The organism is Bacillus sp. ISL-4 (assembly GCF_018613275.1).
GTDB classification, from domain to species: domain Bacteria; phylum Bacillota; class Bacilli; order Bacillales; family DSM-1321; genus Peribacillus; species Peribacillus simplex_E.
Genome location: NZ_JAGGQN010000026.1, coordinates 1 through 20,953, shown reverse-complemented (window position 1 = coordinate 20,953; position 20,953 = coordinate 1). Strand labels below are relative to the sequence as shown.

Annotated in this window: 22 protein-coding genes and 1 tRNA gene; 3 read left to right on the top strand and 20 right to left on the bottom strand. The window is 34.5% G+C overall.

Annotated features, from left to right (window positions below; genetic code table 11):
• Positions 1–138: 138 nt before the first annotated feature.
• Positions 139–435 (bottom strand): NUMOD4 domain-containing protein, encoded by a 297-nt coding sequence (locus tag J7J00_RS17865; RefSeq protein ID WP_223255991.1) that lies wholly within the window; start codon positions 433–435, stop codon positions 139–141.
• Positions 436–1,199: 764 nt separating this feature from the next.
• Between J7J00_RS17865 and J7J00_RS17860 the strand changes: the two genes are divergently transcribed.
• Together J7J00_RS17860 and J7J00_RS17855 are read left to right on the top strand one after the other, a co-directional pair.
• Positions 1,200–1,397, top strand: a complete 198-nt coding sequence (locus J7J00_RS17860; protein WP_214792989.1) for a helix-turn-helix domain-containing protein — start codon at positions 1,200–1,202, stop codon at positions 1,395–1,397.
• A gap of 88 nt (positions 1,398–1,485) precedes the next feature.
• Positions 1,486–2,616: a site-specific integrase gene (locus tag J7J00_RS17855; protein ID WP_214792986.1), complete on the top strand. Its 1,131-nt coding sequence runs from the start codon at positions 1,486–1,488 to the stop codon at positions 2,614–2,616.
• Between the two features lie 473 nt (positions 2,617–3,089).
• Here the strand turns inward: J7J00_RS17855 and J7J00_RS17850 are convergent, their stop codons facing one another.
• From J7J00_RS17850 to J7J00_RS17775, 16 genes are all read right to left on the bottom strand, one after another.
• A complete protein-coding gene (locus J7J00_RS17850) occupies positions 3,090–4,454 on the bottom strand; it encodes a fibronectin type III domain-containing protein (RefSeq protein WP_214792983.1) in 1,365 nt (454 codons plus the stop codon).
• Positions 4,455–4,469: 15 nt separating this feature from the next.
• Positions 4,470–5,156: a glutathionylspermidine synthase gene (locus tag J7J00_RS17845; protein WP_286201444.1), complete on the bottom strand. Its 687-nt coding sequence runs from the start codon at positions 5,154–5,156 to the stop codon at positions 4,470–4,472.
• A gap of 809 nt (positions 5,157–5,965) precedes the next feature.
• On the bottom strand, positions 5,966–7,318 hold the full coding sequence (locus J7J00_RS17840) for a phage portal protein (protein ID WP_214792980.1): 1,353 nt from the start codon (positions 7,316–7,318) through the stop codon (positions 5,966–5,968).
• 56 nt (positions 7,319–7,374) lie between these two features.
• Complete coding sequence (locus tag J7J00_RS17835) at positions 7,375–8,004, bottom strand: hypothetical protein (RefSeq protein ID WP_214792977.1); 630 nt, start codon at positions 8,002–8,004, stop codon at positions 7,375–7,377.
• Between the two features lie 70 nt (positions 8,005–8,074).
• Positions 8,075–8,653 (bottom strand): hypothetical protein, encoded by a 579-nt coding sequence (locus J7J00_RS17830; RefSeq protein ID WP_214792974.1) that lies wholly within the window; start codon positions 8,651–8,653, stop codon positions 8,075–8,077.
• 41 nt (positions 8,654–8,694) lie between these two features.
• Complete coding sequence (locus J7J00_RS17825; protein WP_214792971.1) at positions 8,695–9,345, bottom strand: DUF2971 domain-containing protein; 651 nt, start codon at positions 9,343–9,345, stop codon at positions 8,695–8,697.
• A 58-nt stretch (positions 9,346–9,403) separates the two neighbouring features.
• Positions 9,404–10,981 carry a terminase large subunit domain-containing protein gene (locus J7J00_RS17820; RefSeq protein WP_214792968.1) on the bottom strand — a complete coding sequence of 526 codons (1,578 nt, stop codon included), beginning with the start codon at positions 10,979–10,981 and terminating at the stop codon, positions 9,404–9,406.
• A gap of 3 nt (positions 10,982–10,984) precedes the next feature.
• Positions 10,985–11,368 carry a hypothetical protein gene (locus tag J7J00_RS17815; RefSeq protein ID WP_214792965.1) on the bottom strand — a complete coding sequence of 128 codons (384 nt, stop codon included), beginning with the start codon at positions 11,366–11,368 and terminating at the stop codon, positions 10,985–10,987.
• Between the two features lie 22 nt (positions 11,369–11,390).
• A complete protein-coding gene (locus J7J00_RS17810) occupies positions 11,391–12,461 on the bottom strand; it encodes a hypothetical protein (RefSeq protein ID WP_214792962.1) in 1,071 nt (356 codons plus the stop codon).
• A gap of 73 nt (positions 12,462–12,534) precedes the next feature.
• A complete protein-coding gene (locus J7J00_RS17805; protein ID WP_214792959.1) occupies positions 12,535–12,738 on the bottom strand; it encodes a DUF5659 domain-containing protein in 204 nt (67 codons plus the stop codon).
• A gap of 42 nt (positions 12,739–12,780) precedes the next feature.
• The gene (locus tag J7J00_RS17800; RefSeq protein WP_214792956.1) at positions 12,781–13,596 is read right to left on the bottom strand and encodes a hypothetical protein; all 816 of its coding nucleotides are present in this window, start codon (positions 13,594–13,596) and stop codon (positions 12,781–12,783) included.
• Between the two features lie 199 nt (positions 13,597–13,795).
• Positions 13,796–13,969, bottom strand: coding sequence for a helix-turn-helix domain-containing protein (locus J7J00_RS17795; protein ID WP_214792953.1), 174 nt, complete (start codon positions 13,967–13,969; stop codon positions 13,796–13,798).
• 93 nt (positions 13,970–14,062) lie between these two features.
• Positions 14,063–14,941 (bottom strand): SU10 major capsid protein, encoded by an 879-nt coding sequence (locus J7J00_RS17790; protein WP_214792951.1) that lies wholly within the window; start codon positions 14,939–14,941, stop codon positions 14,063–14,065.
• Positions 14,942–14,965: 24 nt separating this feature from the next.
• The gene (locus tag J7J00_RS17785) at positions 14,966–15,454 is read right to left on the bottom strand and encodes a xanthine phosphoribosyltransferase (RefSeq protein WP_214792948.1); all 489 of its coding nucleotides are present in this window, start codon (positions 15,452–15,454) and stop codon (positions 14,966–14,968) included.
• A gap of 22 nt (positions 15,455–15,476) precedes the next feature.
• Positions 15,477–15,683 (bottom strand): holin, encoded by a 207-nt coding sequence (locus J7J00_RS17780; RefSeq protein WP_214792945.1) that lies wholly within the window; start codon positions 15,681–15,683, stop codon positions 15,477–15,479.
• Positions 15,684–15,770: 87 nt separating this feature from the next.
• Complete coding sequence (locus J7J00_RS17775; protein ID WP_214792942.1) at positions 15,771–15,992, bottom strand: hypothetical protein; 222 nt, start codon at positions 15,990–15,992, stop codon at positions 15,771–15,773.
• Positions 15,993–16,566: 574 nt separating this feature from the next.
• Here J7J00_RS17775 and J7J00_RS28655 point away from each other — a divergent pair.
• On the top strand, positions 16,567–17,964 hold the full coding sequence (locus J7J00_RS28655) for a protein NO VEIN domain-containing protein (RefSeq protein WP_214792938.1): 1,398 nt from the start codon (positions 16,567–16,569) through the stop codon (positions 17,962–17,964).
• Between the two features lie 416 nt (positions 17,965–18,380).
• On the opposite strand, the gene J7J00_RS17765 is transcribed toward J7J00_RS28655, so the two are convergent.
• The 3 genes from J7J00_RS17765 to J7J00_RS17755 form a co-directional block, all read right to left on the bottom strand.
• A complete protein-coding gene (locus J7J00_RS17765; protein WP_214792935.1) occupies positions 18,381–19,394 on the bottom strand; it encodes a tyrosine-type recombinase/integrase in 1,014 nt (337 codons plus the stop codon).
• 173 nt (positions 19,395–19,567) lie between these two features.
• A tRNA-Val gene (locus J7J00_RS17760) sits at positions 19,568–19,639 on the bottom strand.
• A 552-nt stretch (positions 19,640–20,191) separates the two neighbouring features.
• The coding region (locus tag J7J00_RS17755) for a hypothetical protein (protein ID WP_214792932.1) at positions 20,192–20,953 on the bottom strand (762 nt) is incomplete at its 5' end.

Below are 20,953 nucleotides of genomic sequence, written 5' to 3'. Positions count from 1 at the left end.
CTTCATTCATTTTAATTTTCATACCTATTCTTTACAAAACCTAATAAAATAGAGTTGCCGCAGCAACCCAATTTCAAATCATTTACAGCCCTGGTATCACAGTAATGGATCCTAATATATATATATTAAATAGATCTATTATTCAAAATGTACGCCTTTTCTATTAAGAAGTACGCCACCAGTTCCATACTTAGCTTTTAGTGCCCCTCTAAAGGATTTCTGGTCTAGATCTTCGGAAAATGCTTTTTGCCACAACTCAAAAACGTTATGGTTTTTTTTATGTCCATTTTTATTTGTTAAGCTAACAATATGAAAACCATATTCATCTTTACATCTAGCCAATGGCCTTTGTTCTCTTAGTGATATAATCCTACCTGTTTCTGTGACTTCGTAAAGTTCTTCATACTCTTTAATCATTTTTCTTTTTTCTTGCATAAAAATCTCTTCCTTTACATATTTTTCTGTTATTTAATAATAACATTTTTTCATATTACCTTTTAATGAATTTGTTAAATAAAAGAAGCTGGCCGCAGACTACCGAGTTCGGTTTTGAGGTGTAAAATGTTAATTTACACAACCAAAAAGAACCCAATTAGCAATGCTTCCAACAATCAATTTAAACACTATTTAACATAAGAAAACGAAAGGTTATCGCAAGCTAACTCTACTAATTTATAGTGGTCTAAATCTGTTTTTACCATCGCTGTTTTCGCAAGTTTAGTATGACAAAATAATATATAGACGTTTGATAGTAAAAAAACATTATTCACCACCCTAACAGGGATAACAAATTTTACTCATTTGTTATCCCTGTTTTTCGTGCTCTTTATTATGTTATTTTTGCCCCGGGAATAGGTAATATTGATTTCGCTGTTATATTTTTTATGTTTATTTTAATTAAACATTCCCCACCTAAATTTTCGAAAACTATCGAAAATTCCATTATTAAACTCTCTTACAACAGTGAACCTGCCTCTTCCGTTTTTAAATCTACGATAAACACTTACTTCTAATTAATATCTCAAGAGAATAACCGGCTTTACTTACCTCTGAAAGTGGGTTTTAAATTTCTTTTTTATTTTTTTCTATAGACTCTTGAAAATGCGGAATTCAAAAAATATAATGTGTGCGAATTAAATAAGTTAATTCAAATTAAATACTATTAAACTAATAAATTAACATAAGAGGAGAAAAAATTTATGCCTAAAAACATCGAAGATTATCCAATGATTTTAACTGCTGTACACATATCTGAAATCCTATGTGTTTCAAAACCTACAGCTTACGAATTAATGGAACAAAAGTCATTTCCACTCATTAAAATAGGGCGAAGCAAACGGGTTCTTAAAAATGAATTTTTCCAATGGCTGTCACATCAACAAGTCAACGCATTATAAAATGGCTTGCAAGTGGTCAAACTGATACTAGACCACTTGCTTTCCATTGTTCTAACACGAACTACAATAGGATATGGGGGCAAGCAATATGAAAGGCACTGTTAAAAAAAGGGGAACTTGGTCATACATTGTAGACATCGGAAGAGACCCAATCACAGGTAAACGAAGACAAAAAACAAAGAGTGGTTTTCCTCGTCAAAAAGATGCAGAAGCTGCTCTTCGTAAGATTATTAATGAACTGGATGAAGATCGATTTGTGGAACCAAGCAAAGAATCCTTTTCATCCTATATGGAATTTTGGTTTACGTCCCATTATCAAAAAAGGATTACAGAAACAACGGCCTCAAGCAGAAAGTATTTGATGGATAAGCACTTAATACGAGAAAATCCTTTTGCCAACAAACCCCTTTCAAAAATTACGACCGAAGATATCGATGTTTTTTATAACCTCAAATTAGATGAGGAGTATAGAACAAGTACCATACGAAAATTACATCAGTTGTTAAATCAGGCCTTCGGTCAAGCTGTAAAGTGGAAAAAGATTAGTTTCAATCCGGTGATCAATGCTGATCCACCCTCGGTGAAAAAAGAAGAAATGCAAATATGGTCCTTTGATGAGATTGATTTGTTCCTTAATCAATGCAAGGGAGAACGACATTATCTAACCTTTTTAATCGCCATTTATACGGGTATGAGGAAAGGTGGGCTCCTTGGGTTAAAATGGAGCGATATTGACTTTGAAAAAAAAGTCATCCGGATACAACGGTCCCTTTCTCACATTCCTAATAAAGGGTATCGTTTATCCACGGTGAAAACGAAAAAATCAAAACGGCAGGTTCCGATTCAAGATTTCCTGATCAAGGCATTAAAGGCTCATAAGGAACGACAGGAAACCCAGAGAAAAAGACTGGGGGAACATTATCAAGACCAGAACTTAGTCATTTGTACAGAGATTGGCACCTTTCAAGATCCTCGGAACGTGTTACGTGTGATGAAGCGTATCAGTAAAGCGGCTAACGTAACACCCATTCGGTTTCACGATATCCGGCACACACACGCTTCCATCTTGATTTCTGAAGGGGTAGATATCGTCAAAGTACAAACTCGTTTAGGACATTCGAAACCTAGCATCACGTTAGAGCATTACGCCCATATGATGCCCAACCAAGATGATGAAGTGGCTGATATTTTCCACAACGCCCTTCAGAAGTCCCGTTAGCAAAATGTGAGCAAATCACTATCATTGATCTAAACGCATCCAGTAAGACAAAATAAAAAAGGCCCAAATCCTTGTTATATCAAGGATTTGAGCCTTTGGTAGTTGATGACCTGTGAGGGATTCGAACCCACGACCCCTTCCCTGTCAAGGAAGTGCATTGGTTTTAGGGTGTTTTAAAGTAGTTTAAACGTTGATTTATCAACATTCTAGCGAATATTCTTTCACCTGTCAAATTGCATTTTGACCTCTTTCCTCGTAAAGCCAATACTTCCTTCCCTTGTTTTTTCCTCTATCATTAATTGTTGCACTTAGAACGGTTCAAAATGAGCCATTCGACAAATTCCCCTGTTTATCTGGGTGTTCAAATAATAATTAGAACAAGTGAAACTTGCTAAATTCCTTATGTATCAAGGGTTGGAGAAGATTTCACTTTCGCCCACTATATTATATATAGAAACCGTCTTGAATCTTTCTTAAATATAACCTTCCTCAACAGATACAGTTTCGGATTCTTGCATTGATGCGTAGAAGGTTTGTCCCTCATTGACGAATTTACTTCTGAATCTCACGAAATACATAGCATTAGGGGTTAGGTTAGTAAATTCATATTGAGTTACGTCACCAACTTCAATTGTTTGCTGGACGCTCTCACCGCCAAAAATCATATACCAACCTAACACGATTTCATAACCTGCGAAACCTGCATAGTTGTCTGCATTCGCTTCTCTATCCCATGCAACGTGAAGTTTACCGTTGTACTGGTAATATTCAGAATCCGTTGGTGTTGTATTTATGTTACCAACGTTTGTTCCAAGTGTTGAAGGTGGAAGTGGTGTTCCTGTATCCATAGCAACTACCATGCTTTCCGTTCTGGCAGGCAAAGTTGATTCATCAGATTTAAGAGTAGAGAATTTAGAATAAACCTCTGCAATGTAGTTGCCTTCTGGGACATTGAACGTATGAGAGAAAATATTTTCACCAAGATGTTGAGCCATGTACTCAACATTGTCTTTTAATAGACGGACTTCGTAACCTTCGAAACCAACATATTCGTTTCTATTTGCTTCTGCTTTCCACGTTAAGACGATAGAACCGTTAGCATTTGCACTTGCATTGGTGATTGTATGAGTAAGTGGTGTTACCTGTGATTGATACTCATTTAGCACGAAATCTCTTTCTAAACCAAACATTGTTGTATCTGTCACATCTTCTAGATTTGCAGGTGTTTGGTAAACTCCACTCTCTCTATCAGTAACATTTGCTTTTCCATCAAAGTTGCAGGTTACATCCAGAACACCTTTGTTTACTGTTGAAACACCGATTATCTTATAAACTCTGTCACCAAAAATAATCGAGCCACTAGATGTGTTTGAGATTTTTAGAAGATTCCTCGTTTTAGCGTTATCCTGTACAAAAACATGGATTTCAGAATGTACCGAAATTATTTCTGCTGTTCGAGTGTACTCTAAACCAAAATCTGTTGTTTGTTGAACGATAGCAGGTGTTTTGAGAATAAAGTCATCTGGCGGTGTGTTCATTGACGATAGGTTGAAGAATACTTCATGTTCTATCATTCTCATGTTTGCCTTGTATGATTCGTATCGTGGAGTGCCAACTTGTGTTGTTAGCATCCAATATTTACTGTCATAGAAAACTATGTCACCACGATTCATGTTGAAATCAGTTGAGATATACTTGTCATTAAACTCTTTTACTGCTGAATTATTAGAGATTAAAGCATATTTCCTGCTACCATTAACGAAAACCTCTGCACCGTTAAGGTTCATCATGTTTTTGAAATCGTTGTTAGGTATTTGAAAAATATTAAATTGTTCCATTGTCATTCTTCTTTCTTATAGAAATAGGTTAAAAAAGTTTGAAGGTTTGCTGTCATCTTTAGGCATTTGACGAACCTTCACTTCTAATTGGTTGATTCGTGATTGAAGTGCTTTCGCAAAATCAGAAACAGTCATATCATCTTGCTTATAGTTCTTCATTAAATGTGGTTGGTTTGCAACGCTATGCAAAATTGATAGTGCTGTTGCATAAATTGCACGCTTAGATGCTTTCGAAGCAGAGTTATAAACTTCTAAACCCTTCAATCCTTCTTCCTCTAAATAAACTAACAATTCCTCTTGTGGAATGTTAAGACCTGCGATTTCCATTTGTAATCTTTCAATATTGTCCATGAATAGATTCTCCTTTGTAAGTGATTTATTGTATATTAAACATTCTCTAGAGTTACAAACTAATTGGTTGATTTGCTCTTGAATGTCGTTAGGTATTTTTAAAGGTTGTTGGTTGTAAAACCAAGTACCTTGATATGTAAAAACGAAAAGATGTGCTTTACCGTTGTAATGCTCACCGATGCAAAATCCATCTAACTCTAAACCATTTTCAGTTTCATCTTTGTAGTGAGTGAGTGTTGAGTGAGCAGGTGAGAACGTCAATTCTTGATAAAGCATGTGTGCCACATAGGGATAAATCGCTTTATATTGAATCGTTGTCATTAGTGGTTGCTCATGTGGAATTTCGTTCATGAGCGTGTAAGTGTTCAAAATCCTCTCTTTTAAGAAGGTTATTGATTGTTTTGGTAGGTTGATAATGCACTCGATGTTGAGTGAGTGAGCGAACAATGATTGGCTCTCCTTTCGTAAATTTTGGATTAAAGATGCTCTCAATAGAGCGAATTTTTTCTTGTGTGTGTTGAGAGGTTGGCTAATGACGTTTTTTGGAAACATGGGGTATCTAACAAATGTTCTTATTAGACACCATTCCGAACACATTCTAAAAAATCATCTGGACAACGCAAATAAGACCGATGAGGAAACAACCAGAAAAAATTAGGTTGCTCTCGTTCGACTTGTAAGTATACCCATAATATTAATTATAGAGCACATGCAAAAACTGTATGAATATACGACGTTTATGCAATCGTAAAACAGGAACGTATGTGCTTAAAAATCATCTAGTTTACATAATTCACATTATAGGAAGGCGTTTTCCCTTCCACTATCCGCTTTGCTCTAACGGATAAAAGATTTCTTTTATACAGTTGTCCATCTGGTATGGTTGGAAATATAGGTGAAATGTATAGTATTCGAGGAATTACAGCGTACCATATATTCTAACCATTATCAACAGGAATCCCAGACAGTCACGACTAACGAACCGATTTCCTTATGTATATTTGGCGTTACATTCGCATATACACACATATATATTAACAGGGGTGTTGCGTCAGGCATATACCAATTCCATTGGAAACCTTGATACTAAAGGGTTTTCTCTTTACGAATCCCCTCTAATTCTCAATTGGTTACACATTGATTTCACATCTGTATTACTCTTAAACGATTCCCTTATCTGGCTCGACTGTATCCCCTTGCGTGACCTTATCAGTTACACTCTTATCTGCTTGACGTTGAATACGCTCTAACTCTCTCTGACTGTCATTAATTAAAGGAGCAATATCAAGAATGCTCTCAATGCTTATTGCACCCATATCATACATTTTCTTAATGTTATCAATAACATCTGATTCGTTGACTGGTCTAGCATAGTGGAATACTACATCTAATGATTCAATAGTATCTTCATCGTATGACTTACCTAACCTACCCATCAATCCTGTTACCTTCTCGAAGCGTTGTTCCATACCTTCACGAAGATACTTCTCATTGATACCTGCCTTCATATCTGCCAACTGATAAAGAATCTTCATAGATGTTTCACTAAGGTTGCTCACATCAGTAGCATTCAAGGATACCGCAGGTATAGATGCAATGTTAATCAATTCCTGTTTCAATGTCTTATAAATTACTTCGAATGCTTGATGATTAAGTTCATTGCTCACCATCTTGAAGTCAGCACCATCATCAAGGTTAAGACCTCCACCTACGATATGTTGGTTAAGACCCTCGCTGTTAGTTAATGATTGACCGATAACTACTGCTATAGGGTTATGATGCTTATAGAAGGAATCACTAAACTTACTAAGTATATCCTCCATGCTATCAATGATGTTAATGAAGTCATCAAGGTCTGACTTACCAAACATTTGAGACATTTCATTATCGTTCTTATAGTGAATAGGTAAGCCACTAACATTCTTAAATGAGTTAATCATTGTTAGTTCTGCATGACCAACTGTCGAATACTTCTCAACCTTATCTTCATAGTAGACAACATAGAAGTCGCTCTCTAGAGAGGTATAATACTCTACGAATGCAATCATCTCTAACTCATCGTTATAGATTGGGTAGCCATTCTCTGGTTGAATCAGTTTGCTTTGGATATTACCTTTGTTGTTTACAAATACATATTCATAAGCATTACCGTACTTTACAATATTGTTTAGGATATCGTAGTCAATCTTGTCGTATTTACCTTTCTTATAAACCTTTTTCAAATCAGCAACAATACCTTCTTCACCTGTGATTGTTAAAGGGTTTTTCAATAGATACGTAGTTTCTAATTCGACAACCTTTTTACCATATTGAAGGGTGATTTTACGTGGCTGGTAAGGTTTACCGTTATAATCCTCTACGCCACGATTTAAAATAGCATGTTTCCCATCTAAGTATTCTCTTTTACGAATAACTTCAAGGACACGCTTTTGATTTACATGGTGGCTTACTTCTTCTGTAAACCATTCTTGATTGCCATTATGGACAATCTTAATATACTCTTGTATATTCATTCTTTTTCTTCCTCTTTCCAAAATAAAAAAGCACCCTGTAAAGATGCTCTCAAATATTATTTTAATTGTTGGGCTAGGATAAATTCAGCAAATTTCTTTCCATAAAGTGTAAGGATAACATCCTTACGAATATTGTCATTGTCGTATCCAATTAAACCTGACAATCTTAATTTTACACTTAATAGTCCTAAGTTGACTAATTTACCATCAATTGTTCTTTGTAATGCTTGCTCTTCGCTTTCCTCAATATAGATATTTGCATTAATTGATTGATCTATAAAATAAAAAAATCTTTTTACGTCCTCGTATCTAAGATTTCGCAATGTATCAAAATAGTTTATTATAAGTGATTCATTGTCTTTTTCGTTAATAAATACATTTTCAAATCCATGCAATATGTAATTAATTTTGGCATCTTCGTGTTCTTCAATTAAATCTGACAGAACTATTGGGGCAATTCTTTCTTGAATAAACTTTTCTGATAATAAGGTGTTTGAGTATAAAACACTTATACGTTCTAATTGTTCACTGTGGTCTTGCACCCTATTTTGTAATCTGTACATTTTGTATGTTTGTAACGCCGACCCTAAATAAGGTGATAGTTCCATACCTATTTCAATTAATTTGGGAAGTGATGGATGTATATTTAAGGCAGTATCTAATATTGCTTCCAGACCTTTTTTCATTCAGTTTCCTCCTTGAATGATAGTTCCTTTTGAACTTAAATAACTTCTTTTAAATCTCAAATAGCACCCCCTAAAGGGTGCTTTGATTTATTTTCTTAGTTATCCAATTCTTCATCTGCATATATTCTAATGTTAATTCCTCGTTTACAGACATTTCATCTGGTTCATTACCTGTGTTCTTGTGGTATTGTTTCACATTATTAATAAGGTTGTTGAATGTTTTTATTTTACTTTTCTTATCATCTTCTACCGCAAAAGAAAATGGAGAATCCCCAAAAATCGGCATTCCATCTTGCATTTTTATAAGCATAGTATGATACACTACTGAGCCACTTTTAACAGTATCATGATGATAATTGTACACTTTGTTATTTAATACAACATTAGACCGCTCTATTTGATTAATCTTTTTTCGATATTTACTAAGCATGTTATAATCATCTTCACCTAAGTCATCAATTAATTTACATTCTCTTTCTGCTACATGTTCATGTATTTCATCATCTAGGTCAACGTCCACAGTAATTTGTTTATAAGAAAATACTAGATTATCACCTAACTTATCACCGTTACTATAGTAAGAATCTATTCTGGCAGGTCTAACTTTTCCGTTATAATCAAATTCTACTGGATTTCTACGAACCGTCATATAATCCGCTCCTTTTTACTAAATTAATTAGATATCCCATTTCATTCTAATATCGGTTGTAAAACTATTATTCCTTTTAATTCTTTTAGAACTTCATGGTCAACTTTGTTTATAAAGTGCTTATAGAAACTTTGATTTAGCAACAAGACATATGTTTCAGAAAGGTCAAATTCAAATTCGCTCTTAACCCTCCATTCTCGCTCATGTGTCCAATCAATTATTCTATTTTCATTAGATAAGTTAAAATTCACAATCCTCCACCATTCTTCTTGTGGAAGGATTTGTTTTGCTATTTCCTTATCTTCATATAACACAGGTCTACCACCTTTTTCATAAACATACCTTTTTGAAAAAGATAAACCTATTGCATCATATCTTCTTTTTCCACCCAACTCGGCTTTGTTCTGTTGTTCATGATATACATTCTGACTAACTCCATATAAAGGTGCTTCTTGAAAACAAACAGCAGGATTATCACCAACGATAAAACCTTTATTAATGTCGCTACCGTTTATTTTTCTTTCGTTTAACATCTTGATAAGAGTATCAACTGCATCTGAAACTTTAGTTTCTATCCTTGTTAAATGCGTAAGATGAGCAGTAATATCGCTTCGTTCTTTAGTTCTCTTTCTCCATTTTTCTAGGTTATATCCTGTTCGCCCTGCACTTGTTTGAAGTTTACGTGTTGGCATGGTTGAATTACCTCTTTTTAATAGAATTTTATCACATAATTTCTTTATTTGGCAGATTTTACACGTACCACTTATTCGCTTTTTTCGCTTGTACTGCCAATGCTAGACCGATAACGTTGTCATCATGGTTGCCATTGCCTTTTTTGTTTCCTGTTTTACCTTCGTTTTCAATAAAAATCTGCATTTGCTCTAAGGTTTCTCTGCATTGAACCAAAATCAAGTCACACTCAAACTGCTCTTTTAAATCAGTAATCATGATTCTTTTGCTCAATTGGTCTGTATTCCAACCTAAATAGAGCACCTTTTTACCCTGTTGCTGATTGAAACGTTTATGTTTGTATAGATTTAGATACTTATATTCTTTTCTTAATCGCTCTAAAATCGGTGTACCATATGAGTTTCTTTCTACTGCAAGGAAGGCATAATTGAACCATCTTCCAATCTCATCAATAACTTTTGCAAACTCATATACAGGGATTTTATTGTCATAGAAACTCAATACCTGTTCGCCATCATCATTTAGTAATGAAATTGTTGAATAATCAGCACCAGAACCCGATGCAGTATCCACACCGCCATAATATTTCTCACCTTGAATCGGCACTTGATAAATCATCAATGACTTACCTAAAAACCTTCTTAAAGTGTCTGGAATGTACATTTTAATATCCGCATACGTTTTTGGAGTTGCCACATAACGCAAACGGTCAATGATTTTTGATTGGTCAAATACGCTCAATCCACTACTAATGAATGATTCCATTGGTGTTGAAGGAAATTCTTGATAAAACTGTTGAATGCTCATATCAAGTAGTTTCCATCTTCGCCACATTAGTTGTTTAAGTGTTGCACCATTTTTAAGTAAAACTTCTTCTTCTGGCTCTAAATCCTCACTACTTAGGCGTTTTCCTTTGTTATTCGCCTTGTACCAAATTTCTGCTTCGTCATAATCTTCTTTGAATTGCTTCGCATATGAAGAAGAATAGAAGGGGAAAAAGAATGCTCTATATTTGGAGTTTCCTTTATAGGCGTTCATGAAGTGTTTTTGATAGTGGTTAAAACCGTTTGAGGTTGTTTCTATAACTATTTTTGATGTTTTTGATTTTGCCAATGCTTGTTCTGCTGATAGCAAAATTTTATCTTGATTCTCATAAAACGCAAACTCTGATAAAAGTATGTATTCGAAGGTTGAGCCACGACCAACATCTTTTCCACCTGCTGTTGCAAGGGTGATTGATGAACCGTTATCAAACTTTAATTTACCTCTATTGTTTTCAATATCTTTTGGAAATGGATACTTATCTTTTGGCAAACTATCATACATATCTTTTAGTTTTTCAAACAATAACGTTGATGATTCCTGTTTATAGGAAACAATCATGTAGTTTGTTCGTGGTCTTGTACACGCATAAAACAAACATAGACCTAAAGACAAGGTTGAAAATCCAATCTGCCTTGCCTTTGAGATAATGTTGAATCGAATCATCTCATTAATGAAATATTCTTGCTGTTCGTTCACCGTAAAATGAACGTATTCACCTGTATTGGTTGTAATCTTGACGAAGTTTTTCAACCATAAAACAGGATTTCGGCTAATCTGCTCTAACTTCTGTGCAGTTGTTAATTTCTTCGTCATTCTCTACAACACCAATCCATCGTCATCATTTTCTGTATCTTGTACAGACAAAGATGCTTTTACCATAATATTAATTTCTTTATTGAGAGTTAAAAGCAATTTGACCTGCTTATCGTCACCTGTAAGTGCCTTCTCTCTAACAACTTGATAGATTGCATGGATATCATTAATCATTTTTGATTGCAGATAAAGAGCCACAAGGGTTGCGTACTCTGATGATTTTTCCCATTCAATAAAACCATTGATTGTCTTTCTGCTAGTTATTTTCAACAACTGTTCTTCTGTTTTAGGTTCGATAGATTTGTCGAACCTAACATCTGGAAACTTGTATTTAAAATACTCTCGATTCTCTTTCGAGATTTTATTTAATGCTTCTTTTAATGACATTTTTTGGTTTCCCTTTCTTTATTTAAATTACTTCATCGAGGAAGTCAAAATTCTTAGTTTCTTTCCTCTTAAATGATGACTGAAATTCTTCGCCTTCAAAATATGAATCTTCTGGAATACTACGATTCATCAACGCTTCTTGTTGTCTTTCGTGTGCTTTGCGGTCTTCGTATTCTTTTTCAAGTTTCTCTTTAATCCAACCATTGCCACTCTTTTCAAGTGTTTCGAATTTCTTCTCACCTGCATGTTTCATTACAGGGCAATCAGTTTCAATCCACGCTTCGTAACCTTTCCAAGTCAACTTAGTTCCAAAATCATTTAGTTGTTTTAATACTTCATTATCAAACTTGTAACGAATGTCAGTTACCTTTTCAGCAAACTTTTCGAGGTGATTTGAATTAGTTTCTGCTTGTTCTGCCTTCTCTATTTTGCTCTTTGTAGAGAGGTTTTTCTCTAGCATATAAGCGTTTGTTTCTTGTCTTGTTTGACCGTTATCATCTTTGTATTTAGCACCAGAAACCTTAATAACGCCATTCGTACCGTCAACGATATCTCTTGCAGTTTTATCAGTTACATCTAATACTAATTCCCATTCTTTGTTGGCAATTTTGTAGATAATACTCTCTTTGTTTAGTCCACTTCTCCAAATCACGTAAGCAATCACCATCAATTTTTGACCATCGTTCTCTGCTAGATTGTAGTCATCACCATATATCTCTGTGTAACCCCAAAATTTAAACGGTCGCTCTTTCCATGTTACTGATGATTCTGCTTTCGCATCTCTCATTTCTGCAACGATTGTGATTGTAAGAATTTTCTCGCCTTCGATTGTGATATATCCTTTTGATTTTAGAGAAGCAAGAATCTTTCTCATCTTGCTTCTATCTCTTGATTCTTTAGAAGTCCACCAATCCAATCCATCAATCAACATATCAACTGTTGTTCTAGTTGTTTCTGTATCCATCATTCCAACTTGTTTTGCGAATTGAAGATGTGTGTAAACCATTACCTCATCTGTTGTCATGTGATACTCTGTTTCAAATCCAAACGCCACGTTTGGAAGTTTTGCCTTTGTTTTCTTAGCCATTTTCACAATCAATTTTCTCCTTTAAATTATCTGCATCTTTATTATTGATGCTTGAATTATCCTGTTTTTTTATTATCTATTAACGATTATGTAGACCTAAATCTTTGCCACGTTTGTTGTATTCTTTTAAAGCATCTGCAACTTGTTCTGTTCTTTCGAATAACCAGAATCGCTTGTTTGTCTGGTCATGGAAAGCGGTACAAATAAATTTGATACCTTTCTCGTAACGTAGGAAATCCATTAAGTTGGTTGAGTAGCAGAAAAAGTATTTTTCTTGTGTCATTGTTCATTTCTCCTTTTGATTTATCTCTATTGACTTGTGATTCTATTTGAATGTTAAACTAATGTTGTTTTTTGAAGTTAATGCTAGTGCGAAGATTTCTTTATCGTGGATTTCTTCAACGCTTGACTTCGTGCGATACTTATTTGAATTAATTTGACTTCTCTCATTGAAGCGTTTTCTTAAATGAAACTGAATAGCAGGTAACTCAATATCGATGCCTAATGCGTTTGAAATGCCCTTCAAATCCATGTAGGTTGATAGAGTACCATCATTGTTAATTACGATTTTCATTGATGAGTTGTACTTCTTTTTTATGTTTGCAAAATCTTTAAGCGTATATGTATTTTGAATGTCAATCAGTTCCTCGAAACCTAACTTCCTCAGCCATTCATTTTGAACCTTCTCAAAGCCCGTATAATGCCCTTTATAAGACGAATCAACGCTCAGTAGTAGTAATTTACCTTCATCTGTTTTTGGCAATTCTAGTCCGTAATACGACCATATTAGAAGTGCTGTACTCATTGCGTATTTGCTTGTGTAGTTTTCTCTTGAAATGTTTTCAATAATGTTGGGGTTTGCTGATAGAGGATTTGCGGTGTCATTTTTTGAAAGGCGTACAACGTGGTTATCCCAAGTCATTCCTTGTTCTAAAGCAATATCAACTCCAATTGCTTTACGTTTATCCTTATCCTGTGAATAGAAGTCGTTAAAATCATAGAAGTGTTTAACCTCATAACCTTTAACCTGTTTTAAGAGTGTTGCAGATAGCAAACTATCTAAATCATCAGACATACATACTACATAATTACCGTTTTCATTAACCCATTGTGGGAACTTTTCTTTAAATTCTTTTTTCATACTAAAGCGAAAGTGTCACTTCGCTCTTGAAACTTGCACTATAAATAATGATAAAATACCGTTTTTATCGACCGTTCTGTCACGCTCGTTTTACTCTTATATACTCCTTGTATCCCCTGTGCTTATCGGAATACAAGAGTTAGGTAAACAATTCTTTCACATTCTACATTCCTTTCATTTAACTTTCGTTAATTTATCTTTAATAACTATCTATAAAACTTTTATACTTTTCGACCTTTTTTGTATCCATGTCACAATCTCCTGTTTCATATTGACTGATTAAGGATTGTGAACAACCGATATACTCTGCTATTTGTCGTAATCGTATTTTCTTTTTTCTACGTTGAAGAAGATATTCTTCTTTAATGCTCACTATATTCACCTCCTAGTTACTATTCTCATTCAAATTTTTAAATCTACTTCAAAATATATAAGGAGAGGGAAAAACCCTCTACCTCGTAGCGGATTACGCTTTAAGTGTGTAAACTGCTACTGCTTTTTTGCTTGCTACTTCAAGTGTTGCTTCTGCAACAACTTGACCTTTGATGTTGTCACCTGTTTTACCAAGTGCTTCGAATTGTGGTTCACGTAAGAAAGCAACACTTACAGAATTTAAATCGAAAGCGATAACTTTATCAGTAGGAACATAGCGGTCTAACACGAAGTTGATTTTACCGTAGTTTGTAGTGATAGAAGAAACAACTAAACCGAAGTCATTTGTTACGTGTTGATAATGGTAAGAATCTTTGTAAAGAGCATCAACTTTTTCTTTAATGTCGTAATTTACCAGAGCGTAAAACTCACCATTTTCGATACCTTTATCCCATAATTTACGGACAAGCCCTTTGATTTCCTCTTCTGTGATTTGACCTGTTGTAGCACCTGTTAGAATGTTGGAAGCATCGGCGAATTTTAATAATCCATCCATTTTACGGACACCAGAAACAGAACCGTCATCTTTAATGCCATTGATAAGACGTTTCTCAATTGCAACTTTAACCTCTGCCAAACGGTCATTGATTTCAGAAGCGAATAAGTCGCCAACTTTACCTGTGGCTTGTGCAGTACCAGAAACACTTGTGGATTTTAAGAAGATTTCAAGCACGTTGTTAAGTTCAGCACGAATACCGTTAGCAAAGTTAGTTGCTTCGCTACCTTCTCCAACTGTTACGTCAGCGAAATCTAAAGTTTTTTCTCTCCAAGTATGGATTTTTCCACCTGTACCTACGTATTGACCTTTTGACATAAGTAATGTCATGAATGGAGTTGACATAGGTGCAACAACAGCGATTTCATCTGTAAGATGAATATTTTCTAAATTAGTTAATTTGTTAGTATCTAACATTTAATTTCCTCTTTCTTTTTCCTTCTAGGAGTTTAATTTTGCACTAATCATATCGAGAGGACTTCTATTCTTCTTAGCGATAGAATAAGCATCTACTTGCATATGATTAGTAGGTTGATATGAGTTGGATAATTCCAACGCACCAACGATTTCTTTTAGTTTTGTAATTTGTGATTGCAAGGCATCTGTATCATCTACATCTGCCCTGATGAAGTCACTAAAGACCTCTAAGCCATTTTTCTCAATTTCGAAAGAAACCTGCTTATTCCAAAGGATTTCTGCTTTTTCTTGAAGTTTAATTTCTGCTTCGCTTTTTTCCTCTGGTTTATATTGTTTTAAATCATCAATCTCTGCTCGCAGTACATCAACATCTGCTTGTGTGTAAACCGTTTCTTCGAACTTCTCTGTTTGAGAATCGTCAGAAGTTTCTTGCTGTGATTGTTCTGCACTCACTTGCTCAATTGAATCCTCAACTACTTCTGTTTCAACATTTTCGTTATGTAATTCATCCATTGTATTTACCTCACTTCTTGAATTAATCTTTTTTATTTACTTTGTCTTCAATTCGACTTAAACGAATATCCATCTTTTCGATAGTATCTGTCACTCTGTCAAGTGTTTTCCCCTGACGTTCGATATGGTCTAAAAGGCGTTCCTCACGATTTCGTGATTCTTTCTTTGTATCCACGAACAACCATATAAAAAGACCTGCCATTGCCCCAACTATTAAAATTTCTATCATTTTATTACACCGCCCAAAACAACCTCATTAAAAAATTCAGTGCAGGAATATGTGATTAACTCTCACATCTATTAACTTGCTTTTCTATTATTTATTTGACTGCCATTCTGCAAAGTAAATCAGACCATCAAGTTGTTTATATGTAATTTCTATTTCTTCTTGTCTTTTAATGATACGCTCTATGCGTTCATTTACTTTGTTAAGGATGCGGTCGCTCTCTGCTAGAACCAATTCTAATCTGTCTTGTTTTGATTCGCTCACGCACTCAATCACTTGCTCAATTACATTATTTAAAGCCATTTCTTTCATTTAACTTCACTCGTTTCTTTTTGATTTAAAAATAAAAGAGAACAGGTGGCTATTCCTGTTCCCTTCCAGAAGGATAAAGATAAACTCTTAGCAGGTTACAATGGTCGTTCAAGCCATCATAACTAAGTAATTGTGTCGTTAAAGGACTTGTGACACACATACACATCAAGGAGGATGATATATGTCGTACTCAATAAAGTGGAAGGGTCTAAACAAGGAGTTGCTTAAAATACCCTTCACTATTTATCGCCTTTTGAGGGGGATTTTGTGTCACTTTTTTTAAAAGTTTTAACCACCTCATATATTAGTGCTTATCAAGGGTATTTTGTGTCACTTTTTGAAAATTTTTATATACTTTCGAAAAGGATTTAACCCTCTCACTATTTATCGTGCTTTGAAAGTGATTTTGTGCCACTTTTAAGAAATAAAAGAACCTCTCATATATAAAGCCCTTTTCACAACCATTTTGTGTCGCTTTTACTATAAGTAATTCCAATAAAGAAGGACAAACTTTAATTGTGTAGAATATTAAAAAGATAAGGAAAATAGTAATAAAGTAATGGGTGGTGTTCGGGTGGTTAAACGTGAAAATGTAAAAGCAGAAGAATTTGAGGATTGGCTAGATGAAAATAGTCATAAAATTATTGACGATTTTCTTTCAGTATATAAGGAAAAGGAAAATCACAGTAGTGCAATCCGAGTACTTCTCTATCACGATATAGTTAAAGATGATGTAACAGATTTAACCTTTGAAGATTATATAAAAGTTGTACCTACTGACAATAAAGATTTAAACCCTCAACAACGTTATAAAAGTCGCTTTTTTCAATATCTTTATGCACTTGATTACTTAAAACAACCTTTTGGTTTCGATTCAGTCATGCACAAACAAACATTACAGAGAGAATTTAATAAGGAAAAGAAAAGTAAATTAAAAACTAATGCAGAAAAGAGTGTAGAAAACGCCTTAACAATAGAAGAACTTATGTTGATACAAAATGTACTTGATGCTGATTCGACAAAACTAGATACGTTAAAAATGCAGTTTTGTTGGTACGCTCTTTTTGAATTAGGTTTACAGATTGAAGAAGTTAGAAAACGTATTACAAGTGAAAATTACTTTAACGGCAAAATCAAAACTTCCGAAGGTGTATTCGATATTCCACAAAAATTCCATCAAATGTTTATAGAGTTAAGTAATAGAGATAGCAATTATAATGGTTTTGCAACTTTAGAAGGGTTAATTGCTAATCTAGGAAAAGTTGCTAACTTATCGAGAAAACTTAAACCAAACATGGTGAAGAACGCACGAAAAACTACTACACTATCATGCGGTAACTGTTTTAAAGAGTTTAGTAATGAATCACACAACTGGGCTTCCGTTAATAACCGCATTGTTTGTGTCACATGTGCAGAATCTATTAAAAAAAAACTAGATTTTAAGATTGAAAATAAACCCTTTGAGAACACAGATGTTGATACGAAATCAAATCAGGAATTATCCATACTGTTTACGTACGAGGACCTTAGAACTAAATTAAAAAATAAAAAGGTTGATTACTTGAAATTGCACGAACTTCAAATGGAAATCGGCAAGTTAGGTGAAGCATATGTTTATCAAATCGAATGTGAAAATTTAAAAGGAACAAAGTATTTAGATTTGGTAGACCAAAGGAAAGCGGAAAATCCAGCAAACGGTTACGATATTCTTTCTTATACACGTGATGGTAAGCCGATACATATTGAAGTGAAAGCGACAATTGGCAAAGAAGATATATTTCACCTTTCAGAATATGAACGAAACACCGCAGAAAGTATGAAAAAACAAGGATTAACTTACGTTGTTTACTTTGTCAAAGAGGTAATGTCATATAATCCAAACTTAGAAGTAATTGAAGATATAATTACCAACCAAGAATATATATTTCAAACTACAAGTTGGGAAGTATCAAAGAAAATTACTGTTAAATAACGGATACTCCCGAAGCACAAACGAGCGTTAGCGAAGAAGATAGATAAGATAGGAGCGAAGCGACTTAGTTCCTTTTATCTATTTTATTCGTTTCACTTTTATTCTTCTATACTGGGTAATTTTCGTCCCTTTTTCGCCCATTATTTCCGAAACCTCTCGGAAATATTGTCCCATTTTGACCCATAAATTCCGAAGGCATTCGGAAAAAGTGTCCTATTTCCGCCCATAAATTCCGGAAGGATAGCGTACTTGATTTGCCTTTTAAACAACTTTTAAAAATTCTACATGTTATTCATTGGAAAACAAAAAAGATGCCTATTTTTCAGGCATCTTTTTTCAATCAAATACAAGCAAAGTTGCTATAGTTTTGTTAAGGGAATTACTACTCTTTTCAATCAATTCTCTCATATCCTAACTTACATGTTATTCATTGGACTAAATTTGTTATGCTGAGAGAAAATGTCCTTGTCTGTCATGTTGACATATTTCCTTACCATCTCAATACTTGAATGACCTAAAATCTTCTGCAACGTCATGATATCGCCATTGTTTAGAAGGTACTGCTTTGCGAATGTGTGACGAAATGTATGGGGGGAACATCTTTTGTCCTTTATCCCTGCACTCACTCCATACTTCTTAATACGCTGTCTGAAACGTGCAGGTTCTATAGGGTTTCCATAGACAGTTGTAAAGATAAAAGGCGTTGAAAATTCCTCTGTTTCAGCAAGCAATTCTCTAAGTAACTTATTTGTTTTTTGAGTAATCGGAACGTATCTTGTTTTTCTATTCTTGGTAGTGGCACTTCTTAATTCAATCACATTCGTTTTGAGGTCTATATCCTCTCTTCTAAGACCAATCGCTTCACTTATCCTCATACCTGTATCAAGTAAAAGAAACATCATGACGTAATCCCTAAACCCTGCATATGAGCGTTGGTCGGGTTGTTTTAGCAATGCCTTCACTTGCTCAATACTGAGTGATTCAATTTCGCTTACTTCCTTCAATTGCTTGATATTAAGCAATGGATTGCTTCCAACATATTTCTCATCAATAAGGAAGTTATAGAACGCTTTCATATGCCTAAGAATGGAGTTTACAGTGGCGATAGACACGCCTTGCACCTTATGCCTATCCTTCACGTTAGGATTGTTCTGGTGCTGTATGTGGTCGTTTTTGAGGTAGTTCATCAATTCTCTAATCGTATTGACTGTCACTTCATCTGGAAATGATATGGAGTGATATTCCTTTAGATAATTGGAGAACGTTTTATAGTAATGCTTTTTGTTCTGGATGGTGGTCTTTGCTAATCCTTCCGCTTCTTTTGAGTAGATATAAATATTGAATAATTCATCTAATGTTTCGCCTTCACTAATTGTATCTACATTACTCCGAGTTAATTTTGCTTGTCCTCTTTTACCTGTTCTAGACATAAAAAAGCCCCCTAAAATATTTTAAACAAATTTAAACAACTGTTTAAAACTACTTTAAAGGTGACCTCTTCCCTTGAGATGCAACGTATCCTTCCCTCGCTTGCTTTTTAGCATATTTTGAGGGTAATAAAAAACGGCAAGAACATTGCTTAGCAATGCTTTCGCCGTTCGGATGACCTGTGAGGGATTCGAACCCACGACCCCTTCCCTGTCAAGGAAGTGCTCTCCCACTGAGCTAACAAGTCAATATGTAAATCAAGCTCTTTAGAGCTTGCTTTTAAACCTTAATTAGTTGCTGACTTCTTTACTGGACAAGATTTATTATATAGTGGTATTCAAAATAAAACAAGTAGTTTTGCTAAAAAAGTTTTTATCGTAAAGTGGCCTGAGAAGTTAATCCTTGAAAGTTGCAAGCTTGTATGAATCAATTCAATATTTAAACTATTACATCTTAATGAGTCCCCTATATCCGTTATCTCCAGATCTTCGTAAAGCAGCCCAATTGAAAAGTATCTTTTCTTTGTAGTCCTTAGTCATACCATTGGGAGCTGACAGTGAGTACGGTCATTGTTTTTAAGAACTTGTTCAAGATTCCCGATAACCGTTTTTTTGAGCAAAGTCAAAGAAGAAAAGAAGCCAGCAGGATCTGACCAAAAAATTTCTCAGAATAGAATCCAATAACCATTTATGAGGAGAATCCTAGGCTCCTACACATAAGATTTTCTCAACTTTAATTAACAAATATGATGTCTATGTGATCAATCTAAGACTTAAGCAAAGAAAAGCAGAAAAGATCTTTACATTGGAGAGGGGAATCTAGCAGCTTGAAAGTTAGTTAAAGGTGCCTCTGCTAAAATTTCTCCGTTTGCACCTGCGCTAAACATTACTTGTACCCGATCTCCTGCTTGTAACTGAAGGATTGTAGTAACCGATAGTCGAATAGGTCTTGATTTCACAAAGAAGTCATTTTCAATATCTATATCATCTCCGTTTACGTTAATTGAAATGGATGCGGCGTATCCTGCTTTTGAAGAATGTTTTTTTTTGTCTTTTGAAGAATAATTTTTTTTGCAATGATCGCATTTGCAACTATTTTTTTGGCAATAATCACAGTTGCAAATATCTTTTTTGTTTTTTGAGGAATTATCACTTTTACTTTTTGACGGACAAAATGAGACTTTTGCTGTTATCTCATAAATTCCATTCTTAGTTGGAATAAATGTTGATATATGCGGATTATATTCATTTGCTAAATCAAATTGTTCAGTTTGGTATAAAACTTTTACAGAGGGAGTAACCGCTGCTTTGTAAAGTTGTGGTGTGTTCTTATTAGCCCTAAACGCAGATGCTCGTACTAGATTATGTTTCTTATAGTCACAGTGACAGTCCTTATGTTTCTTCTGGCACAAATGACATTCATCGGTTTTCTTTTGATCACATATACAGTCATTGTGTTTCTTATGACAACAATGACAATCTTCCGGTTTCTTTTGATCGCATATACAGTCATTGTGTTTCTTATGACAACAATGACAATCTTCCGGTTTCTTTTGATCGCA